12 protein-coding genes are annotated in these 20,573 nt (G+C 33.8%); 6 read left to right on the top strand and 6 right to left on the bottom strand.

Annotated features, from left to right (window positions below):
- Positions 1-97: 97 nt before the first annotated feature.
- From DMA14_RS03710 to DMA14_RS03690, 5 genes are all read left to right on the top strand, one after another.
- Positions 98-796 (top strand): response regulator transcription factor, encoded by a 699-nt coding sequence (locus DMA14_RS03710; protein ID WP_111423239.1) that lies wholly within the window; start codon positions 98-100, stop codon positions 794-796.
- Positions 780-2,147, top strand: a complete 1,368-nt coding sequence (locus tag DMA14_RS03705; protein WP_111423237.1) for a sensor histidine kinase — start codon at positions 780-782, stop codon at positions 2,145-2,147. The genes DMA14_RS03710 and DMA14_RS03705 overlap by 17 nt, the downstream gene beginning before the upstream one ends.
- Before the next feature lie 300 nt (positions 2,148-2,447).
- Positions 2,448-5,663 (top strand): TonB-dependent receptor, encoded by a 3,216-nt coding sequence (locus DMA14_RS03700; RefSeq protein WP_111423236.1) that lies wholly within the window; start codon positions 2,448-2,450, stop codon positions 5,661-5,663.
- A 172-nt stretch (positions 5,664-5,835) separates the two neighbouring features.
- On the top strand, positions 5,836-6,909 hold the full coding sequence (locus DMA14_RS23050; RefSeq protein ID WP_317047240.1) for a response regulator transcription factor: 1,074 nt from the start codon (positions 5,836-5,838) through the stop codon (positions 6,907-6,909).
- 80 nt (positions 6,910-6,989) lie between these two features.
- A complete protein-coding gene (locus tag DMA14_RS03690; RefSeq protein WP_111423234.1) occupies positions 6,990-8,345 on the top strand; it encodes a hypothetical protein in 1,356 nt (451 codons plus the stop codon).
- A 250-nt stretch (positions 8,346-8,595) separates the two neighbouring features.
- On the opposite strand, the gene DMA14_RS03685 is transcribed toward DMA14_RS03690, so the two are convergent.
- The 5 genes from DMA14_RS03685 to DMA14_RS03665 all read right to left on the bottom strand — a co-directional run bounded on the left by DMA14_RS03685 (position 8,596) and on the right by DMA14_RS03665 (position 14,794).
- On the bottom strand, positions 8,596-10,377 hold the full coding sequence (locus tag DMA14_RS03685; RefSeq protein WP_111423232.1) for a mechanosensitive ion channel family protein: 1,782 nt from the start codon (positions 10,375-10,377) through the stop codon (positions 8,596-8,598).
- 93 nt (positions 10,378-10,470) lie between these two features.
- Positions 10,471-10,860 (bottom strand): acetolactate synthase small subunit, encoded by a 390-nt coding sequence (locus tag DMA14_RS03680; protein ID WP_238989910.1) that lies wholly within the window; start codon positions 10,858-10,860, stop codon positions 10,471-10,473.
- A gap of 468 nt (positions 10,861-11,328) precedes the next feature.
- Entirely contained in the window at positions 11,329-12,354 is a 1,026-nt protein-coding gene (locus tag DMA14_RS03675) for an NAD(P)-dependent alcohol dehydrogenase (RefSeq protein ID WP_111423228.1), read from the bottom strand.
- A gap of 217 nt (positions 12,355-12,571) precedes the next feature.
- Positions 12,572-13,174: a murein L,D-transpeptidase catalytic domain-containing protein gene (locus DMA14_RS03670; RefSeq protein WP_238989909.1), complete on the bottom strand. Its 603-nt coding sequence runs from the start codon at positions 13,172-13,174 to the stop codon at positions 12,572-12,574.
- Positions 13,175-13,513: 339 nt separating this feature from the next.
- Complete coding sequence (locus DMA14_RS03665; RefSeq protein ID WP_111423226.1) at positions 13,514-14,794, bottom strand: S28 family serine protease; 1,281 nt, start codon at positions 14,792-14,794, stop codon at positions 13,514-13,516.
- Between the two features lie 205 nt (positions 14,795-14,999).
- On the opposite strand from DMA14_RS03665, the gene DMA14_RS03660 reads away from it, so the two are divergent.
- A complete protein-coding gene (locus DMA14_RS03660) occupies positions 15,000-16,211 on the top strand; it encodes a M24 family metallopeptidase (protein WP_111423224.1) in 1,212 nt (403 codons plus the stop codon).
- A gap of 415 nt (positions 16,212-16,626) precedes the next feature.
- Here the strand turns inward: DMA14_RS03660 and DMA14_RS03655 are convergent, their stop codons facing one another.
- On the bottom strand, positions 16,627-20,475 hold the full coding sequence (locus DMA14_RS03655) for a M43 family zinc metalloprotease (RefSeq protein ID WP_111423222.1): 3,849 nt from the start codon (positions 20,473-20,475) through the stop codon (positions 16,627-16,629).
- Positions 20,476-20,573: the final 98 nt, after the last annotated feature.

Here is a 20,573-nt window from a genome sequence, read left to right as displayed (position 1 = left end):
ACAGGAAAAAACGACTTTTTCAGAGAATGCAGTAACTTTTAATTACTTTTATCAGCATAAAAAATCATTTTATTTTTCTCAGCAATAATAATCGGCAATGAACAAAGTTTTATTAGTTGAAGACGATCCAAGAGTTGCTTCTTTTATCACAAGAGGACTTGAAGAACAAATGTATCAGGTAAAAAATGTCAGCAAGGGTTTTGATGCCATTAATGAAGTAATGGAAACCTCTTATGACATAATCATTCTTGATATTATGCTTTCGGATATTTCTGGATTTGAAGTCTGCGAGGTTCTAAGAAATCGAAAAATAATTGTTCCAATTCTTATTTTAAGTGCGCTAGATACTCCGCAAGAAAAAGTTAGAGGATTAAAAGCTGGAGCCGATGATTATCTGGCAAAACCATTTTTGTTTGAAGAACTTCTCGCCCGAATCAACGCTCAGCTGCGTCGTACAGAATTTAGTTCTGGTGTTTTAGATTTTCAGTCTTATGCCGGAATCAAAATTAACATGAAAGAACAAAGTGCTACTAGAGATGGTATAGATTTAAAACTTTCCTCCAGAGAACTAAAACTTTTGATTTTTTTCATGAAAAACAGAGAAACCGCTTTGTCTAGAATTGCCATTGCTGAAGCAGTTTGGGATATGAATCTTGATATGAGCATAAATACTGTTGATGTTTATATTAATTACTTAAGAAATAAAGTAGATAAGAATTTCCCTTTTCCGCTTATACACACTGTGAAAGGCACCGGATATATGCTTAAAAATAAAGTTTATGAATCTCAAGAATAAACTTGCCATAAACTCGACCCTCTTATTTGCCTTTATCCTAGGACTTGTTCTGATTGGCTCTTTTTTGCTTTTTAAAAGCCACAGAAAAGATTTATACTATGAAAAACTTGAAGACAATGCTTTAATAACAGCTTTTTTCTATTTTGAGAAAGATGAGATTAAAAAAATTGACAGTATAAGCTATCAGGAAATAGAATCTAAATACAATAAAATTGCCAACCAGTCTATCAGAATTTACAACGCCAAAACAAAAAAGCTGTATTTGCATGATGATGTTCCTGTTGAACTAAATGATCGAGAATTAAAGGCTATTTCGAAAGACAAAATACTGCATTTTAATATATCTGAAAGACAATTTAGCGGATTATATTACAAAGACAATCAAGGTGATTTTATTATAGTTGTTTCTGGAATTGACGATGTTGGAAATCAGCAGTTAGAAACACTTTCTATTGTTTTTTTCTGTTTTTATCTGGCTGGAATTGCACTTAACTATCTCTTGGGAAGATTTTTGGCAAGACAAACTTTCAGACCTTTTGCCGATGTAATTTCAAAAGTAAACACCATTACAACAGAAAATCTCCATTCGAGACTCGAAATGCCTGCTGTGAGCGGAAAAGATGAAATAAAAGAGCTAATTACAACTTTTAATTATCTTTTAGAGAGACTTGAAAATGGGGTTACAATACAGAAAAATTTCCTAAAAAATGCTTCGCACGAACTAAAGACTCCGCTTACTTTTATTATTGGCGACATTGATGTTTCTTTACAGCATCCAAGAACTAACGAACAATACGAAGAAGTGCTTAAATCTCTTAGAAAAGACACTTTTCATCTAAAATCGACTTTGGACGGATTATTGATTCTGTCAGGATTAGAACTTTCAGAACCCGACCAGATGGAAATTGTCAGAATAGATGAAATAGTATGGAATATTCTTGAAAAAAAGGCTATTGAATATCCTGAGGTAAAAGTTATTCTTAATTTAGACGCCATTGCCAATAACGAAGATTTATTGTCGGTAAACGCTAATAGACACATGCTTTTTATTGCTTTATATAATATTATTGACAATGCTATTAAATTTTCTTTTCCTTCTCAGGTTAATGTCACAGCCTTTGAAAAACAGGGAAAACTTCTTTTAAAAATAATAGATCAAGGTTCTGGAATTGCAGAAAAAGACATTGAATCAATTTTTGATTTATTCTTTAGAAGCGATCGCACCAGACATATTCAAGGTCAAGGATTAGGGCTCTTTATTACCATGCAAATTCTTAAGCGTCATAACATCAAATTAACTGTAGATTCTGAACTTGAAAAAGGCACTGTTTTTTCGCTTCTATTTCCTTAATTTTTGATCAAAAAAACAGCCTCTTTTCGCCAATTAAGAAAGTGAATTTTCTCATTTCGTAACATTTACATAATACTCTAATCTATCTCTAATCTTGTTTAAATCTATCTCTAATTCCTTATTTCATAAGGCATGAGATAAACTGCTTGATTCTAAAGCGATAATCCGTTTTTTTCTAAACAACATCCTCATCATTATAAATTAACAAAGAATTGTTTTTTGATTTTACGTTAACATAAGCCTTAAATCGAATCGAATTAAAGAGATTTTATTTGTCACGAATAAAAACTAATAAATAACATGACAAAACTAAAACTCTTTCTTTCGGCTCTAATGCTCCTGACCGCAGGAAGTATTTTTGCCCAAATTACAACTTCATCTTTGTCTGCAAAAGTCAATGATGGAACAAGTGCGGTTATCGATGCAGAAGTTACCTTAACGCATCTGCCGACAAATGCAGTTTATAAAGCAACAACAGACAAACAAGGTCGTTTTAGCTTTGAAAACTTAAGTGCCGGCGGGCCTTACGAATTAGAAATAAAAAGTGCAGACACTAAAGACTATTCAAATGCACAAATTTTTCTATCTCTTGGAGAAAATGATTTACCAGCTATTTCGGTTGGAAAAGCAGATAATAATGTATTGGAAGAAGTAGTAATTACAAGCTCTAAACCTTCTTCTAAAAATAACGGCACAAGCATAAACGAAAAACAAGTAAATGCACTTCCTTTAATCAATAGAGGAATTCAGGATGTGACCAAACTTGTTCCTCAAAGTTCAAATAACTCTTTTGCTGGCACCAATTTTAGATACAACAACGTAACTATTGATGGTTCTATAAATAATGATGCGATAGGTTTTAGTCCGTCTTTAGGAGGTCAATCAGGAACTTCTGGAATGCCAGGAAGTAGTACGCGTTCAAATTCTATAAGTTTAGATGCTATACAAGATATTCAAGTTTACATTGCTCCTTATGATATTAAATTAGGAAACTTTTTAGGAGGAAGCGTAAATGCTGTGACAAGAAGCGGAACAAATACCGTTAGCGGATCTATTTACAGTTATGGCAGAAGTGCTGCGCTTACAGGACCAAACAATGCTGGTGACGGTTCTAAAATGCCAAGTTCTTTTGGAGATTACCAAGTAGGTTTTAGATTAGGATTGCCAATTATTAAAGACAAATTGTTCTTCTTTACAAATATGGAATATGCAGAAAGAACAGATCCTGTTTTTTATAATGCTGGTTCAACAGATTCTAACGGAAAATTAACTTCACTAGTAGATAATGCCACTGCAGAACAGATTTCGCAATTCGTAAAATCAAACTACGGATTTGACCCTGGAACTTATGGTTCTTACAATAATTTTTCTAAAAGCCAGAAATTCTTCAATAAGATTGATTGGAAAATCAATGAGAAAAACTCGCTTTCTTTACGAAATAATACGGTAATTTCTCAAGCGACAAACTTAGAGCGTGATGCTGCAAACTTCAGATTTGCAAGTATGGATTTTACTCAGAAAAACCAAGCTATTAGTACGGTTTTAGAATTAAAGACACACTTTAACAGCCAATGGTCAAACTCCTTTATTGCAAGCTATTCTGCTATAAAAGATTATCGTGATCCAAAATCGAATAATATTATGTTTCCTCAAACAGAAATTGGTTACAATGGAGGAACAATTTTCTTAGGAAATGATCGTGAAGCAACTGTTTTCAATATGAAACAAAACACGACCGAAATTACAGACAATCTTACTTATAAAACAGGAAATCATACTTTACTATTTGGTACTCACAATGAGTTTTATGATATCAATTATGGTTTTGTAAACGCACTTAACGGAAGAGTTTCATACAAATCTCTTGCAGATTTCTACAATAAACTACCTACTCGTGTTCGCGGAACTTATCCGTTTGATGGTTCAACTAGAGATGAAATCTTTAATAATCCGTATGCTAAATTCAAAATAAACATGTATAGCGCATACGTTCAAGACGAAATTAGAATTGGAAACAAATTAAAAGTAGTTCCTGGTGTTCGTATAGATTATACCGATTTACCAAACAAACCTAAATTAAGCACACAAGTACAAAACTCTCCTGAAGATCCAAATTACGGAACAACATATACTTATACTCCGCTAAATCAGATTAAAAATAACTTCTTCAGTTCAGCATTAGTTTCTCCTAGAGTTGGTTTTACTTATAACGTAGACGATGACAAAACATTTGTTATTAGAGGTGGATCTGGAGTATTTACAGGAAGAATTCCTTTTGCATGGTTAGGCTATGCTTACTACAATGATGGTGTTGGATACGGAAGCTACGACAAAAACAATCTTACTCCAGCTCAAGTTGCAGCGGCGGGAGATCCTTTGGCAACTGGCGGTTTAAATGGTTACCACGACGCTACTCCAAAAGTGCAAGCCGATTTAATTGACAATAAATTTAAAATGCCAGCTGTTTTAAGAAACTCATTGGCTTTTGATAAAACAATTGATGGCTATAAATTCACGATTGAAGGTATTTATACTAAAGTAATTCGTGATCTAGAATTTCAACAAGTAAATAAGACAGATAATCCAACTTATTTCTCTTATGATACAAAACATGAAATGCCAATTTATGCTGCAAACACAAACCCAGCTTTTTCAAATGCTTATTTGTTATCAAATACAAATAAAGGATACCGTTACAGTATTACGGAAATGATTTCTAAAACTTACGATTTTGGTTTCAACTTTATGGTGGCTTATACTTATGGAGACTCTAGAGATATCACAAACGGAATTCGTAACTCTATGGAAAGTAACTTCCAGATGAATCAATCATTAACACCAAACAATCCGCAATTAGCAACTTCTAACTTTAATATCAAACACAGAATTGTTTCTAATGTTGGTTATGGCGTAAAATTAGCTCCAAACAATACTTTCTCTGCTAATGTGTATTTTAATGCACAATCAGGAAATCCGTTTTCTTGGGGATTTGTTAACTCAACAATTGCAGGGACTGGACAAGCAGCTGGTTTAGCTTATATATTTAAAGATGCGGCAGAAGCAGCAAAATATATTGGAGTGAATTCTGCAGGAGTTCCTTCTGCTACAGCAGCACAGCAAGTTGCAGATTACGAAGCGTTTATTAACGGAAATGATTATTTAAAAAGCCGTAGAGGAACATTTACACAAAGAAATGGAGATACAACTCCTTGGAACATTCAAGCCGATTTAAAATTAATGGATGAAATTCAGGTGACTAAAGTTGGAACTTTCCAAATCTCATTCAGCATGGCAAATATCGGAAACCTTATCAACAAAGATTGGGGAAGAAGTTATTTTGTTCCAAATACTTATAATTCAACAGCAAGTCTTGGTTTAACTAAATCAGGAAACTTAGGAGGAGTTGCAACAGGCGATCCTACTTATACTTTCCAAAAACCAACTTCAGCACCGTATACTGTAGATCAATTAGCTTCAAGATTCCAAGGGCAACTTGGCTTGAGATATTCGTTCTAAAAATGTGTTTTTTTTTATTTTTGATTATCTCCCCGTTTCTAATTTCTGAAGCGGGGAGATTTCTCATTTTAATTGTCTGCGACAAAATTAGGTTTCAAAAAGAAGTATTTTAATAACCTTAATCTTTTTTGTATTTTTAATCATTCATAAGTTTTTCTATTACTGATTTAAAATGCTAAAAGAAAAAACAATTCAGACTTTATTCTTAGTGACTTTTATTATCTCTTCTCTTCCGACTTGTTACGGACAGTACAAGATTTCGGGATATGTTGATGCTGGACAGAAAAATAAAACTGTCTATTTGAGTCTTCTGAAATATGATGAGGAAACCATGATTACCGAAAATCAGATTCTTTTTTCAACTCAGACAGATAATTCTGGTTACTTTGAATTTAAAGGACAATTGTTATCTGAAAAAGATAAGCTTTACCGTATTCATTCTAATATCAACCCGATTAAAGGATTACAATTGGTTGCGGATAATGAGAAAAGCAATTTTTACAATTTTATTTTTTCTAATAGAGATACAATCTATTTTCCAAAAACTGGAAACAATTGGTTTAGCCAATCCAAAAACAGCAATTTGACAGACAAAGAATGGAGAAAACTTAAGTCTTTTGAAAAACAATTAGAGAAAAATAATGCTCAAATAAAAAACAAAGAAGCGCAACAGCAGGCAATACATGATTTTGCAGAGAAAGTGAAAACATACAGCGAAAAGAGCATTAAACATCCTCTGCTTAAACTTTTAGCCTTTTCGGATATCAAAAGAAATGATTTCAACATAAAAGCCGATTTCGAAAAAGATGAGGTATTTTACAATGCTGTTTCAAACTCACTAAAAAACTACTATGGCGAAACGTCTTATTACCTCCAGTATCAAGATGAAATTTCAAAAATTTCAAATGTTATTTTACAGCAAAAATATACGTTTCAGAAAAAGCTCAATTATACTTTAGGTATATTAGTTTTAATTTTGACTGTCATTTCCGTTTTTCAATTTAGGAAACTGAAAGCTCTTAAACCTCAAAAAATAATACAAGAAATCTCAAGCCTGACCTTGACCAATCAGGAAGAGAAAATTACCAAACTGATTTTAGAAGATAAATCAAATAAAGAAATTGCCGATGAGCTTTTTATTTCGTTGAGTACGGTTAAAACACATATTAGAAATCTTTACGCAAAATTGGATGTTGCAAACCGTCATGAATTGTCTTCTAAATTAAAAAATCATCCTTGGGATTAGTCCCAATTTCAGCCTCTACTTAACTCATTTTCAAAACTACTCGATTTAATTTTGTTTCCGAAATTTTAAATCAATCGGAAATGAAAAGACATTTTTCACTATTAATCTTCATTACAATCTTGCAATTTGCTACAGCGCAAGAAGCAGACAAAGCTTTTAAAAACAGGCAAAATATTCAAGAAAAGCTATTGGAAACAAAAGTGCTTTTAGAAAAAGACAACGGAAAACTTTGGGGAAAGCCAATCTGGAACGATAGTATTATTGTAATCGATTTTGACAATTCAATCTATAGTTTGGTAAAATTACCGAATAGCAAAACGGATAATGGCGTTTTATATTCTAAAACTATGGAACCTAATTCGCTTGTTTTTGTTAATACTACACAGAAATATGAAGGTAAAGAATATGCGACGGTTCTGAATAATTATCTGGACGATAAAAGCGCCACGGTTATTCATGAATTGTTCCATTTACTTCAAATGAAGTATCGAAAGTTTAATGGAAATCCGATTGAATATCTTGACGAAACCAACGCGCGAATTTTATTAAGATTGGAATATCAAGCTTTAAAAAATGCTCTGAAAGCGATAATAGAAAAAAGAAATATAGATGAGGTTAAAAACTATTTGAAAGATGCCGTTATTTTCCGAAAAGAAAGACAGCATCAATATTCAAAAAAACTGAATGATGAACTGGAAATAGAGACTTTGGAAGGCTTAGCAAATTATACTGGTTTTGTTCTCTCTTCTTATGACAATAAATATGAAAAAGCTATAGAAGAAATCAACCAGCGAGAAGAAGCAAAAACTTACACTAGGCCTTTTCCTTATGCCACAGGACCAGCTTATGGATTGATTTTTGACTACTTGAATATTGCTTGGAGAAAAAGTTTAGATAACATTTATAATTTCGCTGACATTTATGAAGTTATGATATTAAAATCAAAATTAACTATCACTAAAAAGCAACTACAATTAGCCAAATCCAGGAACAATTTTATTGAAGTAAACAAGCAAGAAATTGCTCGGGAAGAAGAACAAAAAAAGCTGATTTCTTATTATACTGAATTGCTAATCAATAAACCAATCCTTAAAGTCGCTCTTACCGATATTGAGCATTACGGGCGTACTTTTAACATGAATGGAACGCTAACTTTAAATGATAAAGGAATTGTGTATTCTAGTATTAAAGGACGTGATAAATCGGGAAATAACTTTGGAAATTTTGCAACTATCGAAGGAAAAAATCAATTGGGAAAAGCTGGTATTTTAAGTTATGATAAAGATGGAAAAACTTATTTTGTTTTTCCGTTTCCGTCTAAAATTGAAGGAACAAAAGTTATAAGTGAATTTTACGAAATAGAACTAAATCCTGATTGGAAAATTGTAAAACTAAATGATGACAATATGGAAATTGTTAGAGAGCCTAAAAGCTAAATTAAAGCTGTTGTAACACAGAAATATGTTGCTTAAAAAAGACAGCTTTTTTGTAAGCTTCGGAGAAGCTAAATATTTATAGCAAAGGATAAATATCTGCAACATAAAGCTCCGTAGGAGCGGCATTATTTTTTGTAATCTAAATATATGCCGCTCCTACGGAGCTTTTTTATTTGTCTGATTGTATTTCTATAAATATTTCGCTTCTCCGAAGCTTAACAAAAAAAATCTTTTGAGATAGCCACATCTTTTACAATAAAGTTTCCTCATCTTCAGGATTAAAACTGCCTTCATCAGGATATTTTATACTTCCTTTCAATTCTTCCACTCGTTTCGGATCAAATTTAGGAAGCTGTAATTCATTGTCTTTCTTCCATTTTTTAACTGTTTCAGCGATTTCATCTGCTTTATCTTTTGAAAAAGGAGTGTCTCGCGCCATATACAATGTTTGTGATGGATAAGCCAATGAAGTGCCACTTTTTTCAATAATATCCAACATTCTCAATAAAAGATCTTCTTGAACTTCTTGCGACGTTTCAAGGTTTATGGCTTCAATATAAGCTGTAATTTCGACTTTTAAAGCATCTGCTGTAATTCCAGTAAAACGAACTATTGGCGGAGTATTTAAAACGGCGGGATGTGCATATAGCAAAGACCTTAATTCTACAAGCAGATAACGCATCTGATCTGGAGTGGTTTCCATTCTAAAACCAAAAATAGGATTGAATATAAAACGGTCACGATGAGCAAAATTTTCTATTTTACTAGCCGAAAGCTGTCCATTCGGAATTGTTACAATAGTACGCGCTGCTGTACGAAGTGTGGTAGAACGCATTCCGATTGCTTCTACTGTACCTTTTATATCATCAACTCGGCAATAATCACCAACACGCAATGGCTGATCTGCGATAAGACTCACACTTCCCACAAAATTTTCTATCGTTTTTTGCGCTCCCAGAGCTAATGCGATCCCCCCAATTCCCAGTGCGGCAAGTCCAGCGGTAACATCTACTCCAATAATTCCTAAAATTGCGATTATTCCGATTACGACAATTGCAGCTTTCATAGTACGGCTTAAAAACAATACCGCAGATACTGCAGAAGCTCGCCCACTGTTGCTCATTCTGCTGCGCGTGTACATGCTTACAAAGTCGGTCATTCTCCAGAGCAGAATTAAAAAAGCAACAATTCCTATAGTAATTATGATAATACTAAATCGCTGACGAACTATTATCGAAATTCCCATTCGTTGTGTAAATGCCACAAATAACATTACCGTAAGATACATTTGAACCGGCAGTGTAAAAGCATCTATAATTGCGGTTCCTTTCTCGGTATCAGCTTTCTTCCATATTTTTTGAATCAGAAAAATGAGCACGAAAATAAGGAGTCTCGACAATAAATAAGTAACTACTGCCATTACCACTACTACTGCCCAATGGCCAATTGGAACATTTCCTAATTTTCTTTCTATCAAAAATTTGGGCAAAACTCTATCCAAAAAAGTTTTTTCTCCGCTGATATCTGCTCCACGAATTGCTTCAACTGTTTCTGCTGAAAAAAGCCATAATGCCGGTTCGCTGTCGTCTGACTGATTTTCTAAATAAAGCTGTATGTTTATTTTGTCTGTAGATATATTTCCAACCAAATCTATACCCGTTGTCAGATTATCATCTAAACGTCCTAATTCTTTATTACTTAAAATAGATGATGGCGAAAAGTTACCTCCCTGATCCAAAAGTTTCTGAAAAGTCTTTGCTATTTCTATTCTTTCGGCTGTTTTACGATAGGAACGCTTGCTCAGAACAAGGTACTGGCTTGCACGCAGATAATTCTGATCGCCAAGTGCCTTGATGAATCCGTTGACCGTTCCTTGAGGCGTTCTTCTTCCGAGTGAATCATCTGGAACCTTGGCTGGCTCTTCGGTTGTCTTTGCTGCACCTAGAAGCTGTGCTTCGGCTGTATTTGTGTTGACTAGCAAAGTCAAACTCAACAAGAAAAAAAACAATATCCGTTTTGTACCTGAAATCATACTCTATCTGCTTTAGTAATGACTATTAAAAATACTAAATATTGAAGAAAAACAGCAAAGTTTCCGTAAGAAAAAACAGAGTCACATCATTCTTTAAATTTCCCTACAAAATCCTTCATTAGATTTTTCAAGAGCAATTCTTGAACTTGTAACAAATTCAATCAATCCAAATTGTTTTAATCTTTCAGTTAAACTTACTATTTCATCATCTGTTCCTGTAGCTTGCAATATGGTGTACTCTTTTTGGATTTCTGAAATTTTAAGATCATTTTGGCGAAGCATTAATTCCATATCCATAAATAGAGCCGTCGGAATTTTAAATAATGCAGTCTGTCTAAAAATAATCTCTTCATTCAGATGATAGCAACATTTATAAACTTCAATAATTTTCTCTATTTGCGCCGATAAATTAATGACTTGATCCAGTGTATCATTTACTACGATAGTATGTCTGTACATATTTTCAATTTCGCAAATTGACATATTAAGGCTCAAAATCTGTATTTGTTTTCTTAAAAACATACTAGATAATTTGCTTATCAATCTTATTTGATCTTCGGAGTAAATAGTTAGAGTAAATTCGTTTTTCATTGTTTTTTATCGTGCTTTTTTTGAATGAGTTACTGAGAAATAAAAAAGCCTTTCACATTTGATTGAGAAAGGCTTTTATGAATAGACAATAGAATCCTGACTCGTCATGTGATACGAATAATGATAATTGAAATAATAATGCTATTCTGAATTGAATTTTTCATACTTGCTGTAAACAAAAAAACCTCCCTTAAAAGGGAGGTTTTTCTAAATTGTATATTTTACTTATTTATATAACACCCCTTCACTACTATCGAATGATAATTGTGATAATAATTGAAGCGATGTTAATACTATTTTTCATTTGCTTGATTTGATGCGCAAATATAAAGCAATTTTTTAATCTATAAATATTATTTTTTAAGGTATTAAAACTGCTCTTCCTTTTATTTTTCCTTGTCGCATCCTATCGTATACTTCATTGGCTTCGTCAAGTTTATGTTTTTCAATTTCGATATGAATTTTCTTTTGTCTTGCCAAACCAACCACTTCCATCAGTTCTGTCCTAGATCCCCAATACGGATTGGTCATGCTCACTCCAAAAGGCAATCCATTCATGCTGTATTGATAATGCCCTCCGCCAAGGCCAACAATAGTAAGATCTCCATCAAGGCTTACTACTTTTGTTCCTAAATCTATTGTAGAAGTTGCTCCAACAAAATCTAGAACTACTTTTGCTTTTTTGATTCCAGTAATTTTCTGAATTTGCTCTGCAGCGTCAGCATCTTTAGAATTAATTACATAAGCTGCTCCTAATTCTTTCGCAAAAGCAAGTTTATCTTGGGTCACATCGCAAGCAATAATTTCTGCTCCGCTTATTTCTCTCAATATCTGTAACGCAACATGACCTAATCCTCCAACGCCAATTACTACAACATATTCGTCAGCCATTAATTTATGAAGCGAACGTTTTATTGCAGAATACGGAGTAAGCGCAGCATCTGTCAATGGAGCTGCAATAACAGGGTCTAAATCATATATAGGCACTAAAAATCTAGAAGATGGCACGAGCATATAATCGGCCATACCGCCGTCTAATCCTAGTCCGCCACCATAGGCCTGTTCAGATTGATGATCACAATAATTTTCTTTTGACTGCTGGCAAGATTTGCAATGCCCACATCCCCACGGACCATATACAAGAACTGCATCTCCTTTTTTATAACCTTCGACATTTTCTCCTATTTCTTCGATCCATCCAGCATTTTCATGTCCTAACGTAAAAACGGTTCCAACTACTGTTCCTTCATCTATAATATGCAGGTCTGAGTGGCAAACACCAGCTCCGCCAATTTTTAACAAAACTTCATCACCTTTAGGAACAGGTCTTTCAATATCATTAACAACACGGACATCTTTGTGTCCAAAAAAACGTACTGCTTTCATAAAATAAACTTTTAGATTACTATTCTACTAATTTACAACTTGTATCTTTTATCAGGTTTATCACACAAGTTAAGTTTATCCTAATTTATTGCTAATAAGAGCATTTATAGAAAACGGTTATGATTTAGAGATAAGGCAAAAAATGAAAATCTAATTTGTAAATACAAAAAAAGAGAACCTAAGTTCTCTTTTTACATTTATATTTTGGTCTTACTATTTAATAATAAACAGACAATAAAATTTTAGAATTTGTACTTTCGATATATTTTGAAAGTCTACCTAAAAATTCTTGACTAACCATCGGACAGCCGTGGCTATTGATGATATAGTATTCTTTTTCATCAGATGGAACCTCTTTATAAGAATGCAATACGATAGCACGTTTCATAGCATTATTATTCGTTTCGTCCAATCCAGCAAGTCTGAAAGCTTTTCCGAATATACCTTTATATGGTTTTTCTACAGAATATCTTCCTAGTGCAGTGCAATTAGATTCTGGGGCATTACTAAATTGTAAAATGTCGCCTTTTATTCCAGTTTCAGATCCTTTTCCATGTGCAACCAAACCTTGATCAAGAATTTGATTATTTTCTAGATCGTAAACAAAAAAACGATTTCTTCCTGATTTAATTTTCATATCAACAAGAAAAGCAATTTTGTTGCTATACTTGTGATTTGACGCCGTAAAAGCCTTAATCTCATTTACATGCTCAGTGAGTCTTGCAAATTCGACTTCGTCTAAAATTTCATCCTCGTCCCTCATACTTAATGAAGTAAATGAACTTAAGGAAAAAAGCAGTGCCAATAAAATTACTCTCATATCCGGCAAAATGTTAAGTTAATAGTTATGACTTGGGATCATTGATAATTTTCTGTTGCAAAATTATACACAAATGTTATACAATTCCCATATCATAAGTTAAAGATATTATAAATATCTGAAAACAACAATATTATCTGTTAATATTCGATTAAAACACCTGATTTAATGTTGAAATGCTATGTCTAGTGTTAATATTATCCGTTTTTAGCTACGGACTTTTTTTGTCTCATCAATAAATCAAAAAATAATTTCTGCCAAGTGAAATTTCACTTGACAAAAATTATTAGAAACATAAACGCAATTAGTAATGTAATATTTTATCTGTTGCTCTTTTTTTTAATTAAGCCATTTTTTTAATGTATCCATAATCAATTTCTGGTCTTCTGCAGAAAAATGCTTTACTCTGGTTGAATGGCTTCCTTGCGGAAGTACCATTTTTAGTGCATCAACACTCGACTTTGGTGTTGGAGAACATGAGAACCAAGTATCATAACCTCCGTAGATATATATAATTTTATCCCCTTTATTCTCAACATATTTACGCACTTTTTTAATGTATTTTGGATTGTATTTAATCACAACCTCTTTTGGGGCAAATCGTGCATTAGAACTGCTTTTTACAATAGTTAACAAATCGGCAACTGGCTCAAGATCAAAACCATAATAACCCAATTCACTTAAATGCTGGTAATAAGAAGGCAAATACACAAACCACATTTTATCATTGTAGGTTCCTACTCCAACAATTTTATTCAAATAATCGAAAAGCTCTTTTGCAGAGGCATTTACTGGCGGAATTTCATCGCATTTTCCTCCCCACTGCCAAAACGAAAAAGGAAATTCTAAAACAGCATATTCCAATGCTTCCGCGAAAGGAACTTCTGTAAACTGCATTTTTTTCTCAGCTGAAAAATCTTTAAAAACCTCTAAAACAGCGTCTTTATTTTGCAACACAGCTCTTTGAAAAGCCGTTATTTTGGCTCTGCATTCTTCCGTTCCAACTGTTCTTGTGTGAGTTATAGTTCTCGGATCTTCACAAGTATTAATTAACGGCGCCACGTACGGCATTGCCACATCAACATCATTTGGATATATTGATTTATAAATTAGGGATGTTTCTCCTCCTTTGCTGATTCCTGTTGAAATCCATTTTCCTGAATATATTTTTTTCAGTTTAGTCACGATGCTATGATAATCTTCAATAGCTTGATCATTAGTTAAATATTCCCATTGAATCGGATTTGGTCTTGATTTTCCGTAAAAACGATATTCAACAGCAACCTGATTGGCCTGCAACAAACTGCTTACTTCACTTTTAATATTTTCGGTATTATAGCCGTGAGTTTCAATTACAGTTGGTCTATCATAACCTAAATGTGAAAGATAAATATAATGCTGAAAAGTCCCTTTTTCTGGGTGTTTGTGATCTAGAGGCTCGTCTAAAATTATCTGATACGATTCGATATAATTTTCTAAATTATCAATTCGCGTTATGATGGCTTTTGGGAATAATTCAGTTAGTTTTTGCTGTAGATTTGCTGAAGATTCTTGTGCAGAAACTGCAAAAATATTTAGAAAAAGAAAGAACAGCGTAATAATAAAGGATTTTCGATTCATTTTAATCTTGTTATTTTAAAATTTTAAAAGTAAGTGCAATATCCAGCAAAAACTGATATTATATTACCCTTAAAATGTAATATTTTATCTAGTTTGCATTAACATAGAACAAAATAAAAATAATCCTCTAATTTTATTGAAAATTTGAAATTTGCATCAATTTTACAAAGTATGTATATTAAATAATAACTTAAAAAAATAAAAAATGGCAATTGGAGTTGGCGGATCAACTATAGATATCGAATTAGGAAAAATACAAAACATGACACTTGGTGTTGTGCCAATCGGACTTCCAGAATACAAACAGCGTATCAAAAAAGCAGTTTCTTTAATGAAAGAACAAAATTGCAAAGCGCTTTATGTAAATGCGGGGACTAATCTGTATTATTTTACAGGAACAAAATGGAATCCGTCTGAGCGTATGGTTGGCGCCATAATTCTTGAAGATGAAACGGTTGAATATATTGTTCCAAAATTTGAAGAAGGAACTTTTAAGACTTTCATGAAAATTGAAGGAAATTTAAACTTTTGGGAAGAACATGAAAGTCCTTCGGAATTGTTTGGAAGTATTCTGAAAAGTAAAAATATTACAGATGGCATTATTGCGCTGGATGAATCGGCTGCTTTTTTTCTAATTGATGGAATCTCAAAAGCGAATCCTAGTTTTAATTTTGTAAATGCACAGCCTATAACAGCAGGATGCAGAATGCATAAATCGGCAAATGAAATTGCTATAATTCAAAAAGCAAAAGACATTACTATGGTGGTTCAAAAAGCAGCCGCAAGTATTTTATATCCGGGCATTCCAGTAAGTACAGTTGTCGATTTTATCCATAGAGCACATATTAAGGCTGGTATTGCATCTGGTTCTTATTTCTGTATTGTTCTTTTCGGAGAAGATTCTCAATATCCGCATGGAGTTACTGCTCCTCAAAATTTAGTTGATAATGATGTAGTTTTGATTGATACAGGATGTCGTTTAGAAGGCTATTTATCTGATATCACAAGAACTTATGTATATGGAACTCCAAGTGACGAGCACAGAAAAATTTGGAATCTTGAGAAAGCAACTCAAAAAGCAGCTTTTGATGCTGCTCAAATTGGAGCAACATGCGGCTCTGTAGATGATGCCGCGCGCAAAGTTTTGGCAGAAGCTGGATTAAGTGGAGATTACGAAATTCCAGGATTACCACACCGCGTGGGTCATGGAACAGGTTTAGATATTCATGAATATCCTTATTTAGTAAGAGGCAATCAAACTATCTTAAAAGAAGGAATGGTAGTTAGTAATGAACCTATGATCTGTATGCCAGGTCAATTTGGTATTCGTCATGAAGATCATTTTTATATGACGGCTGAAGGCCCTAAATGGTTTACTGAGCCGATGCAGAGTATCGATAATCCGTTTGGGTTATAAGCTTAAAATAATTCTAATTCAATATTTACAAAAGAGCTATCTATTTAAGATGGCTCTTTTTTTATTAGATATATGTCGCTCCGCTGGAGCTTTTTGATCTTTGGAAATTGCAATTCCTATAAATATTTTGCTTCTCCGAAACTTTTAAATCTTTAGCAAATTGAATTTCTATAAATATAACGCTCTTCCAGAGCTTTAATACTATTAAAAAAATCCCGGAGGGATAAAATATTTATAGAAAACAATCCTATTTCAAAATATAAAAAAGCCCCAGCGGGGCGAAATATGTATAGAAATATACTATGTCCCCAAAAGAAAAAGCTCCAGAGAAGCGAAATATTACATCATTAATAAACAGAAAAAAATAGGGCTGTCTCAAAAAGACAACCCTATTCATTTTTAACTAAATCAACTATTATTCAACCAATAATTTTTTCTTTTCTACAAATTTTCCATCTGTAGCCACAACAATATAAACTCCTTTATTTAAATATTTAAGAGAATAAACAGTTGTATTATGTATTGTATCTACCAAATGGCCTGTGCTATTGTAAATTGACACTTTAACTTTATTGATATCAATATTTTCAAAAGTAAAGTTTACAACATCTGAAGCTGGGTTTGGATACATTGTGAATGCTTTTGCAGTATTTGTATTTATGCCCGGCAATCCAGCACTTCCAGATTGTAAATCAATTGTATGAGAAGCACTCCAATCGCTAAAAGCTGTTCCATTTATTGCTCTTACTCTAAATTCATATACGGTCTGAGTTCCTTGTTTCGGAATCCATAGATAATATGTTGTAGAAGTTCCTGCGGATGTCCATCCAGAAGAAGTATTCAATTGCACTTCATAAGATGCGGCATCTGCTGATGTTGCCCAAGAAGCATAAAATCCTGATGAGTACACACCTGCATTTCCAAGATTAGCAGGAATTGTCAAAGTTGCTGGATTTGATGGCACGGAAGTTCCTGCTTGAACAGTATAATCTTCGATTTCACCATCTCCTAGATTTCCACAAGTTGAAGAAGGATTAGCATTATATTTCATCACAACTCTCATTTTAGTAGTACCTGTAAATGATGCAGGTGTAAAACTTGTAGTTACCGCAGCGTTTGATGAAACATTATTAATTACTCTTTCAGATGCTTCAAACTGATTGTTTTTATTGTAGTCGATCCAAACTCCCCAATATTCTGTGTAGGCAGAACCGCTAAAACCTGGAGTTAAAGTAACGCTTGTATTTGCGTTCGGACTCAAAGTAATCACTTTTGAAGTATAATCTGCATAACCGTTTGTTTCTTTTCCTGATGCATTTACAAAACTTCCTACTGCAACAGAACTTATATATTCATAACCGTTTGTTCCTTGCGCACTGCATAATGGAGCTGCAGGAATTGTGACAGTAGCCACATTTGAATAAGCAGAATAATCAGCCCCTGATTTTGCTCTTGCTCTATATTTATATGTGCTGTCGGCAGTTAAACCTGTATTAGTATAAGTAGCTGCAGTGTTAGCTAGTGTCGCAATTTCAGCATAAACATCATCTGAACCTGCTCTTTCGATAATTACATTTGTAGCATTTGTGGCATTGTTAGTCCAGTTAAGCACAGCTTGTAAATTAGTCACAGTTGCTGTTAAATTTGTTGGAGCCAATACTGTATTTGTTGTTTGAGCTCCTGCTAAAATTGGCTCATTTGGTTTGGTGTTATAAGCATAATCCAACACCGTATACCCTACTCCGCCAGCCTCTACTTTTACATGCATCCATCCGTAACAAACACGTCCTCTGCTTGTATATTCAAAACCAACATATCCAGTTTTATTATCCCAATTTGTATAAGTAGCAGTTCTCAAATCTAATTGATTTGGATATGCTCCAGGTGCAGCAAAATTACTAGAAGCTCCAATAGAAGTACCTTGTGATAAGAATGATATATTTCTTGTTCCCGCTTCACAAATCAATCTTTTTCCGTAAGTTTCTATTTTTAAAGCTGCCGCAGCATATTGCCATGCTCCATACTCCGTATTGTCTCCAATACCCATATCAAAATACTGCCAAGTCGATGCTGCATTGGCCGTATAATCAGGATTGTTTACATAAAACACTCCGTAAGGCGCATCAAATTTCAAATTGATTGTTTTAGTAGCGGTATCCAAAGTTGCTATTCCTCCTGTAATTGCTGCATCTTTAAACGTAACTGTAATAACAGCATCATTTGTTGTATTGTGTGCAGTTGCTTTTCCTGTAAAAGAAAGTACAGCTTTAGAATTGCTTTCAAGAGTTAAAACTGCTGTTAAACCAGCTGGCACACCTGTAATTGTATAGTCGGTTCCTGCTGTAAAAGTGCCACTGCTTTTTGTAAATGTACCATTATTAGTACTTAAAGCAATTGTTGCCGTTGAAGTTATGCTTCCGTCATTTACTTCAGCTTCATACAGTGTTTCTGGTGATAAAGTTGTAGCTGTTTTATCGGCCATTCCGGTATAAATTGGGGTATTTGGCTTAGTATTATAAGCATATTCCAAAATTGTATACCCGTCACCATCAGCGTTTACTTTTACTTTAAACCATCCATAACATGTAAGACCATCCATTAAATAATCGAATCCTACATAACCAGTTTTTCCGTCCCAAGCTGTGTAACTCGCTGTTCTTAAATCCAACTGATTTGGATAAGCACCAGGAGCAGTCATATTACTTGTTGGACCAACGGCTGTGTTTGAATTCAATAACGAGATATTTCTAGTACCCGTTTCGCAAACTAGTCTCTTTGCATACGTTTCAATTTTTAAAGCATTCGCAGCATAACGCCAACCTCCAAATGCACGATCGTCTCCTTTTGCAATTTCAAAATATTTCCATGTCAATGCTGACGAAACCGTAACATCTGGCATGTCTACAAAAAAGATTCCGTATGGGTCTGAAAATTTAAAATTAAAGTATAAAGAAGTACACGATAAATCAGCTGTTCCGCCTGTAAAAGCTGCTGGTAAGAAACTAATTCCACCAGATGTATTGTTGATTAATGCATGATTTGTTGCTTTTCCAGTTAATGTAACTGTAATTTGATTATTGGAGTTTACAGTCAGTACAGGTGTAATTCCTGCTGGGAAAGTATGTGTAAAATGAGTTCCTGCTGTCATTGTTCCAGAAGAAACTGCAAAAGTTTTAGTTCCGTTTAATTTAATTATTGATGAAGTATCAAAAGAACCATCATTTATAATCGCTTCTTTAAAAGCTACAGCCGAAGCAGTAAGCGTACTTCCTGTAGAATTAACTCCTGTATCAATTAAGTTTTGTGCTTGCCAAAGAGATTTTCTCGCAGGGTGTTCTAAGGCAGCGAGCATTCTGTCAATCTGACCTTGCGTATACATTTTGTAGCAACCTTGTGCGCCATTGTATCCCATGTAATTTTCAAAATTTACTTTATCGCCACTACAATTTGTTCCTGGAGTACATCCTAAAGTATGTTTTCCGTCTTCCGCTGGAGTATCAGCAACTTCATCAGTTCCAGTACAACCGCCTTCAAAAGTATGAATCAGATTAAGAAAGTGTCCAAATTCGTGAGTAAGAGTTGCAGAGAATTCTTTACTATATGAGTTATCGTATAAATATGCTCCATTGAAAACAACACGAGCTGTATTGCTTGCTGTCATGTCTGAACTAGGATACCAAGCAACTCCAGAATTGTTTGTCGCTCCGTCATTATACAAATCATTCTGAATGTAAACATTCATGTATTTGGTATTATCCCAAGCATCGGCAGCAATCTGGTCATCGTAGCCTCCACCGTTTCCATAACCGTTTTTAGTTGGATGGAAAACAACACCCGTAGTACATCCGCCGTTAGGATCTTTTTTCGCGAGTTTAAATTCAATATTCAGCGTTCCGCGTCGAGCTTGAAAAAATGGTTCAACAGTTTGATAATCTGCATTACGGCCATTAAAATCATCATTAAGTTGAGCCAAATGGTTGACAATTTTTTCATACGTCACCGTTTTTCCACCTTGCACATCTCCATAAATATGAAATACTACTGGAATAGTGTAAGTAGTAACTGTAGCCGTTTTTGCTGTGGAAGATTTACGCTGTGCAGCAAAATTTTTGCTGAAAACATCAAAGTTCTTTTTTTCTTGAAGTGCATGAGGGTTATTCCGGTACACTTTTTCATTTTCTTCGCTTGTCCGACAAGGCAGACCTTGTGCACTAATTTTCACTGAACTGAAAATCAGAAAGCAGATTAGTAATTTTAATTTCATTTGTTTAGGTTTTTCATTAGTAATTGATCAAAGTTACCGCAGAAGCTTCTACCTTTCTGATAGTATTTTATTCAGAATTAATACATAATTATCATATT

Source organism: Flavobacterium sharifuzzamanii, assembly GCF_003254585.1.
Lineage (GTDB): Bacteria > Bacteroidota > Bacteroidia > Flavobacteriales > Flavobacteriaceae > Flavobacterium > Flavobacterium sharifuzzamanii.
Note: the sequence above shows the minus strand (reverse complement) of the source record. Positions and strands in the feature narration are given on the sequence as shown.

What these genes read in the sequence shown, in the direction of transcription:
- DMA14_RS03710 (WP_111423239.1), top strand. Translation starts at nt 98, where the DNA reads ATGAACAAAGTTTTATTAGTTGAAGACGATCCAAGAGTTGCTTCTTTT.
- DMA14_RS03655 (WP_111423222.1), bottom strand. Translation starts at nt 20,475, where the DNA reads ATGAAATTAAAATTACTAATCTGCTTTCTGATTTTCAGTTCAGTGAAA.
- DMA14_RS03670 (WP_238989909.1), bottom strand. Translation starts at nt 13,174, where the DNA reads ATGAGAGTAATTTTATTGGCACTGCTTTTTTCCTTAAGTTCATTTACT.
- DMA14_RS03705 (WP_111423237.1), top strand. Translation starts at nt 780, where the DNA reads ATGAATCTCAAGAATAAACTTGCCATAAACTCGACCCTCTTATTTGCC.
- DMA14_RS03660 (WP_111423224.1), top strand. Translation starts at nt 15,000, where the DNA reads ATGGCAATTGGAGTTGGCGGATCAACTATAGATATCGAATTAGGAAAA.
- DMA14_RS03685 (WP_111423232.1), bottom strand. Translation starts at nt 10,377, where the DNA reads ATGATTTCAGGTACAAAACGGATATTGTTTTTTTTCTTGTTGAGTTTG.
- DMA14_RS03680 (WP_238989910.1), bottom strand. Translation starts at nt 10,860, where the DNA reads ATGTCAATTTGCGAAATTGAAAATATGTACAGACATACTATCGTAGTA.
- DMA14_RS03700 (WP_111423236.1), top strand. Translation starts at nt 2,448, where the DNA reads ATGACAAAACTAAAACTCTTTCTTTCGGCTCTAATGCTCCTGACCGCA.
- DMA14_RS23050 (WP_317047240.1), top strand. Translation starts at nt 5,836, where the DNA reads ATGCTAAAAGAAAAAACAATTCAGACTTTATTCTTAGTGACTTTTATT.
- DMA14_RS03675 (WP_111423228.1), bottom strand. Translation starts at nt 12,354, where the DNA reads ATGAAAGCAGTACGTTTTTTTGGACACAAAGATGTCCGTGTTGTTAAT.
- DMA14_RS03665 (WP_111423226.1), bottom strand. Translation starts at nt 14,794, where the DNA reads ATGAATCGAAAATCCTTTATTATTACGCTGTTCTTTCTTTTTCTAAAT.
- DMA14_RS03690 (WP_111423234.1), top strand. Translation starts at nt 6,990, where the DNA reads ATGAAAAGACATTTTTCACTATTAATCTTCATTACAATCTTGCAATTT.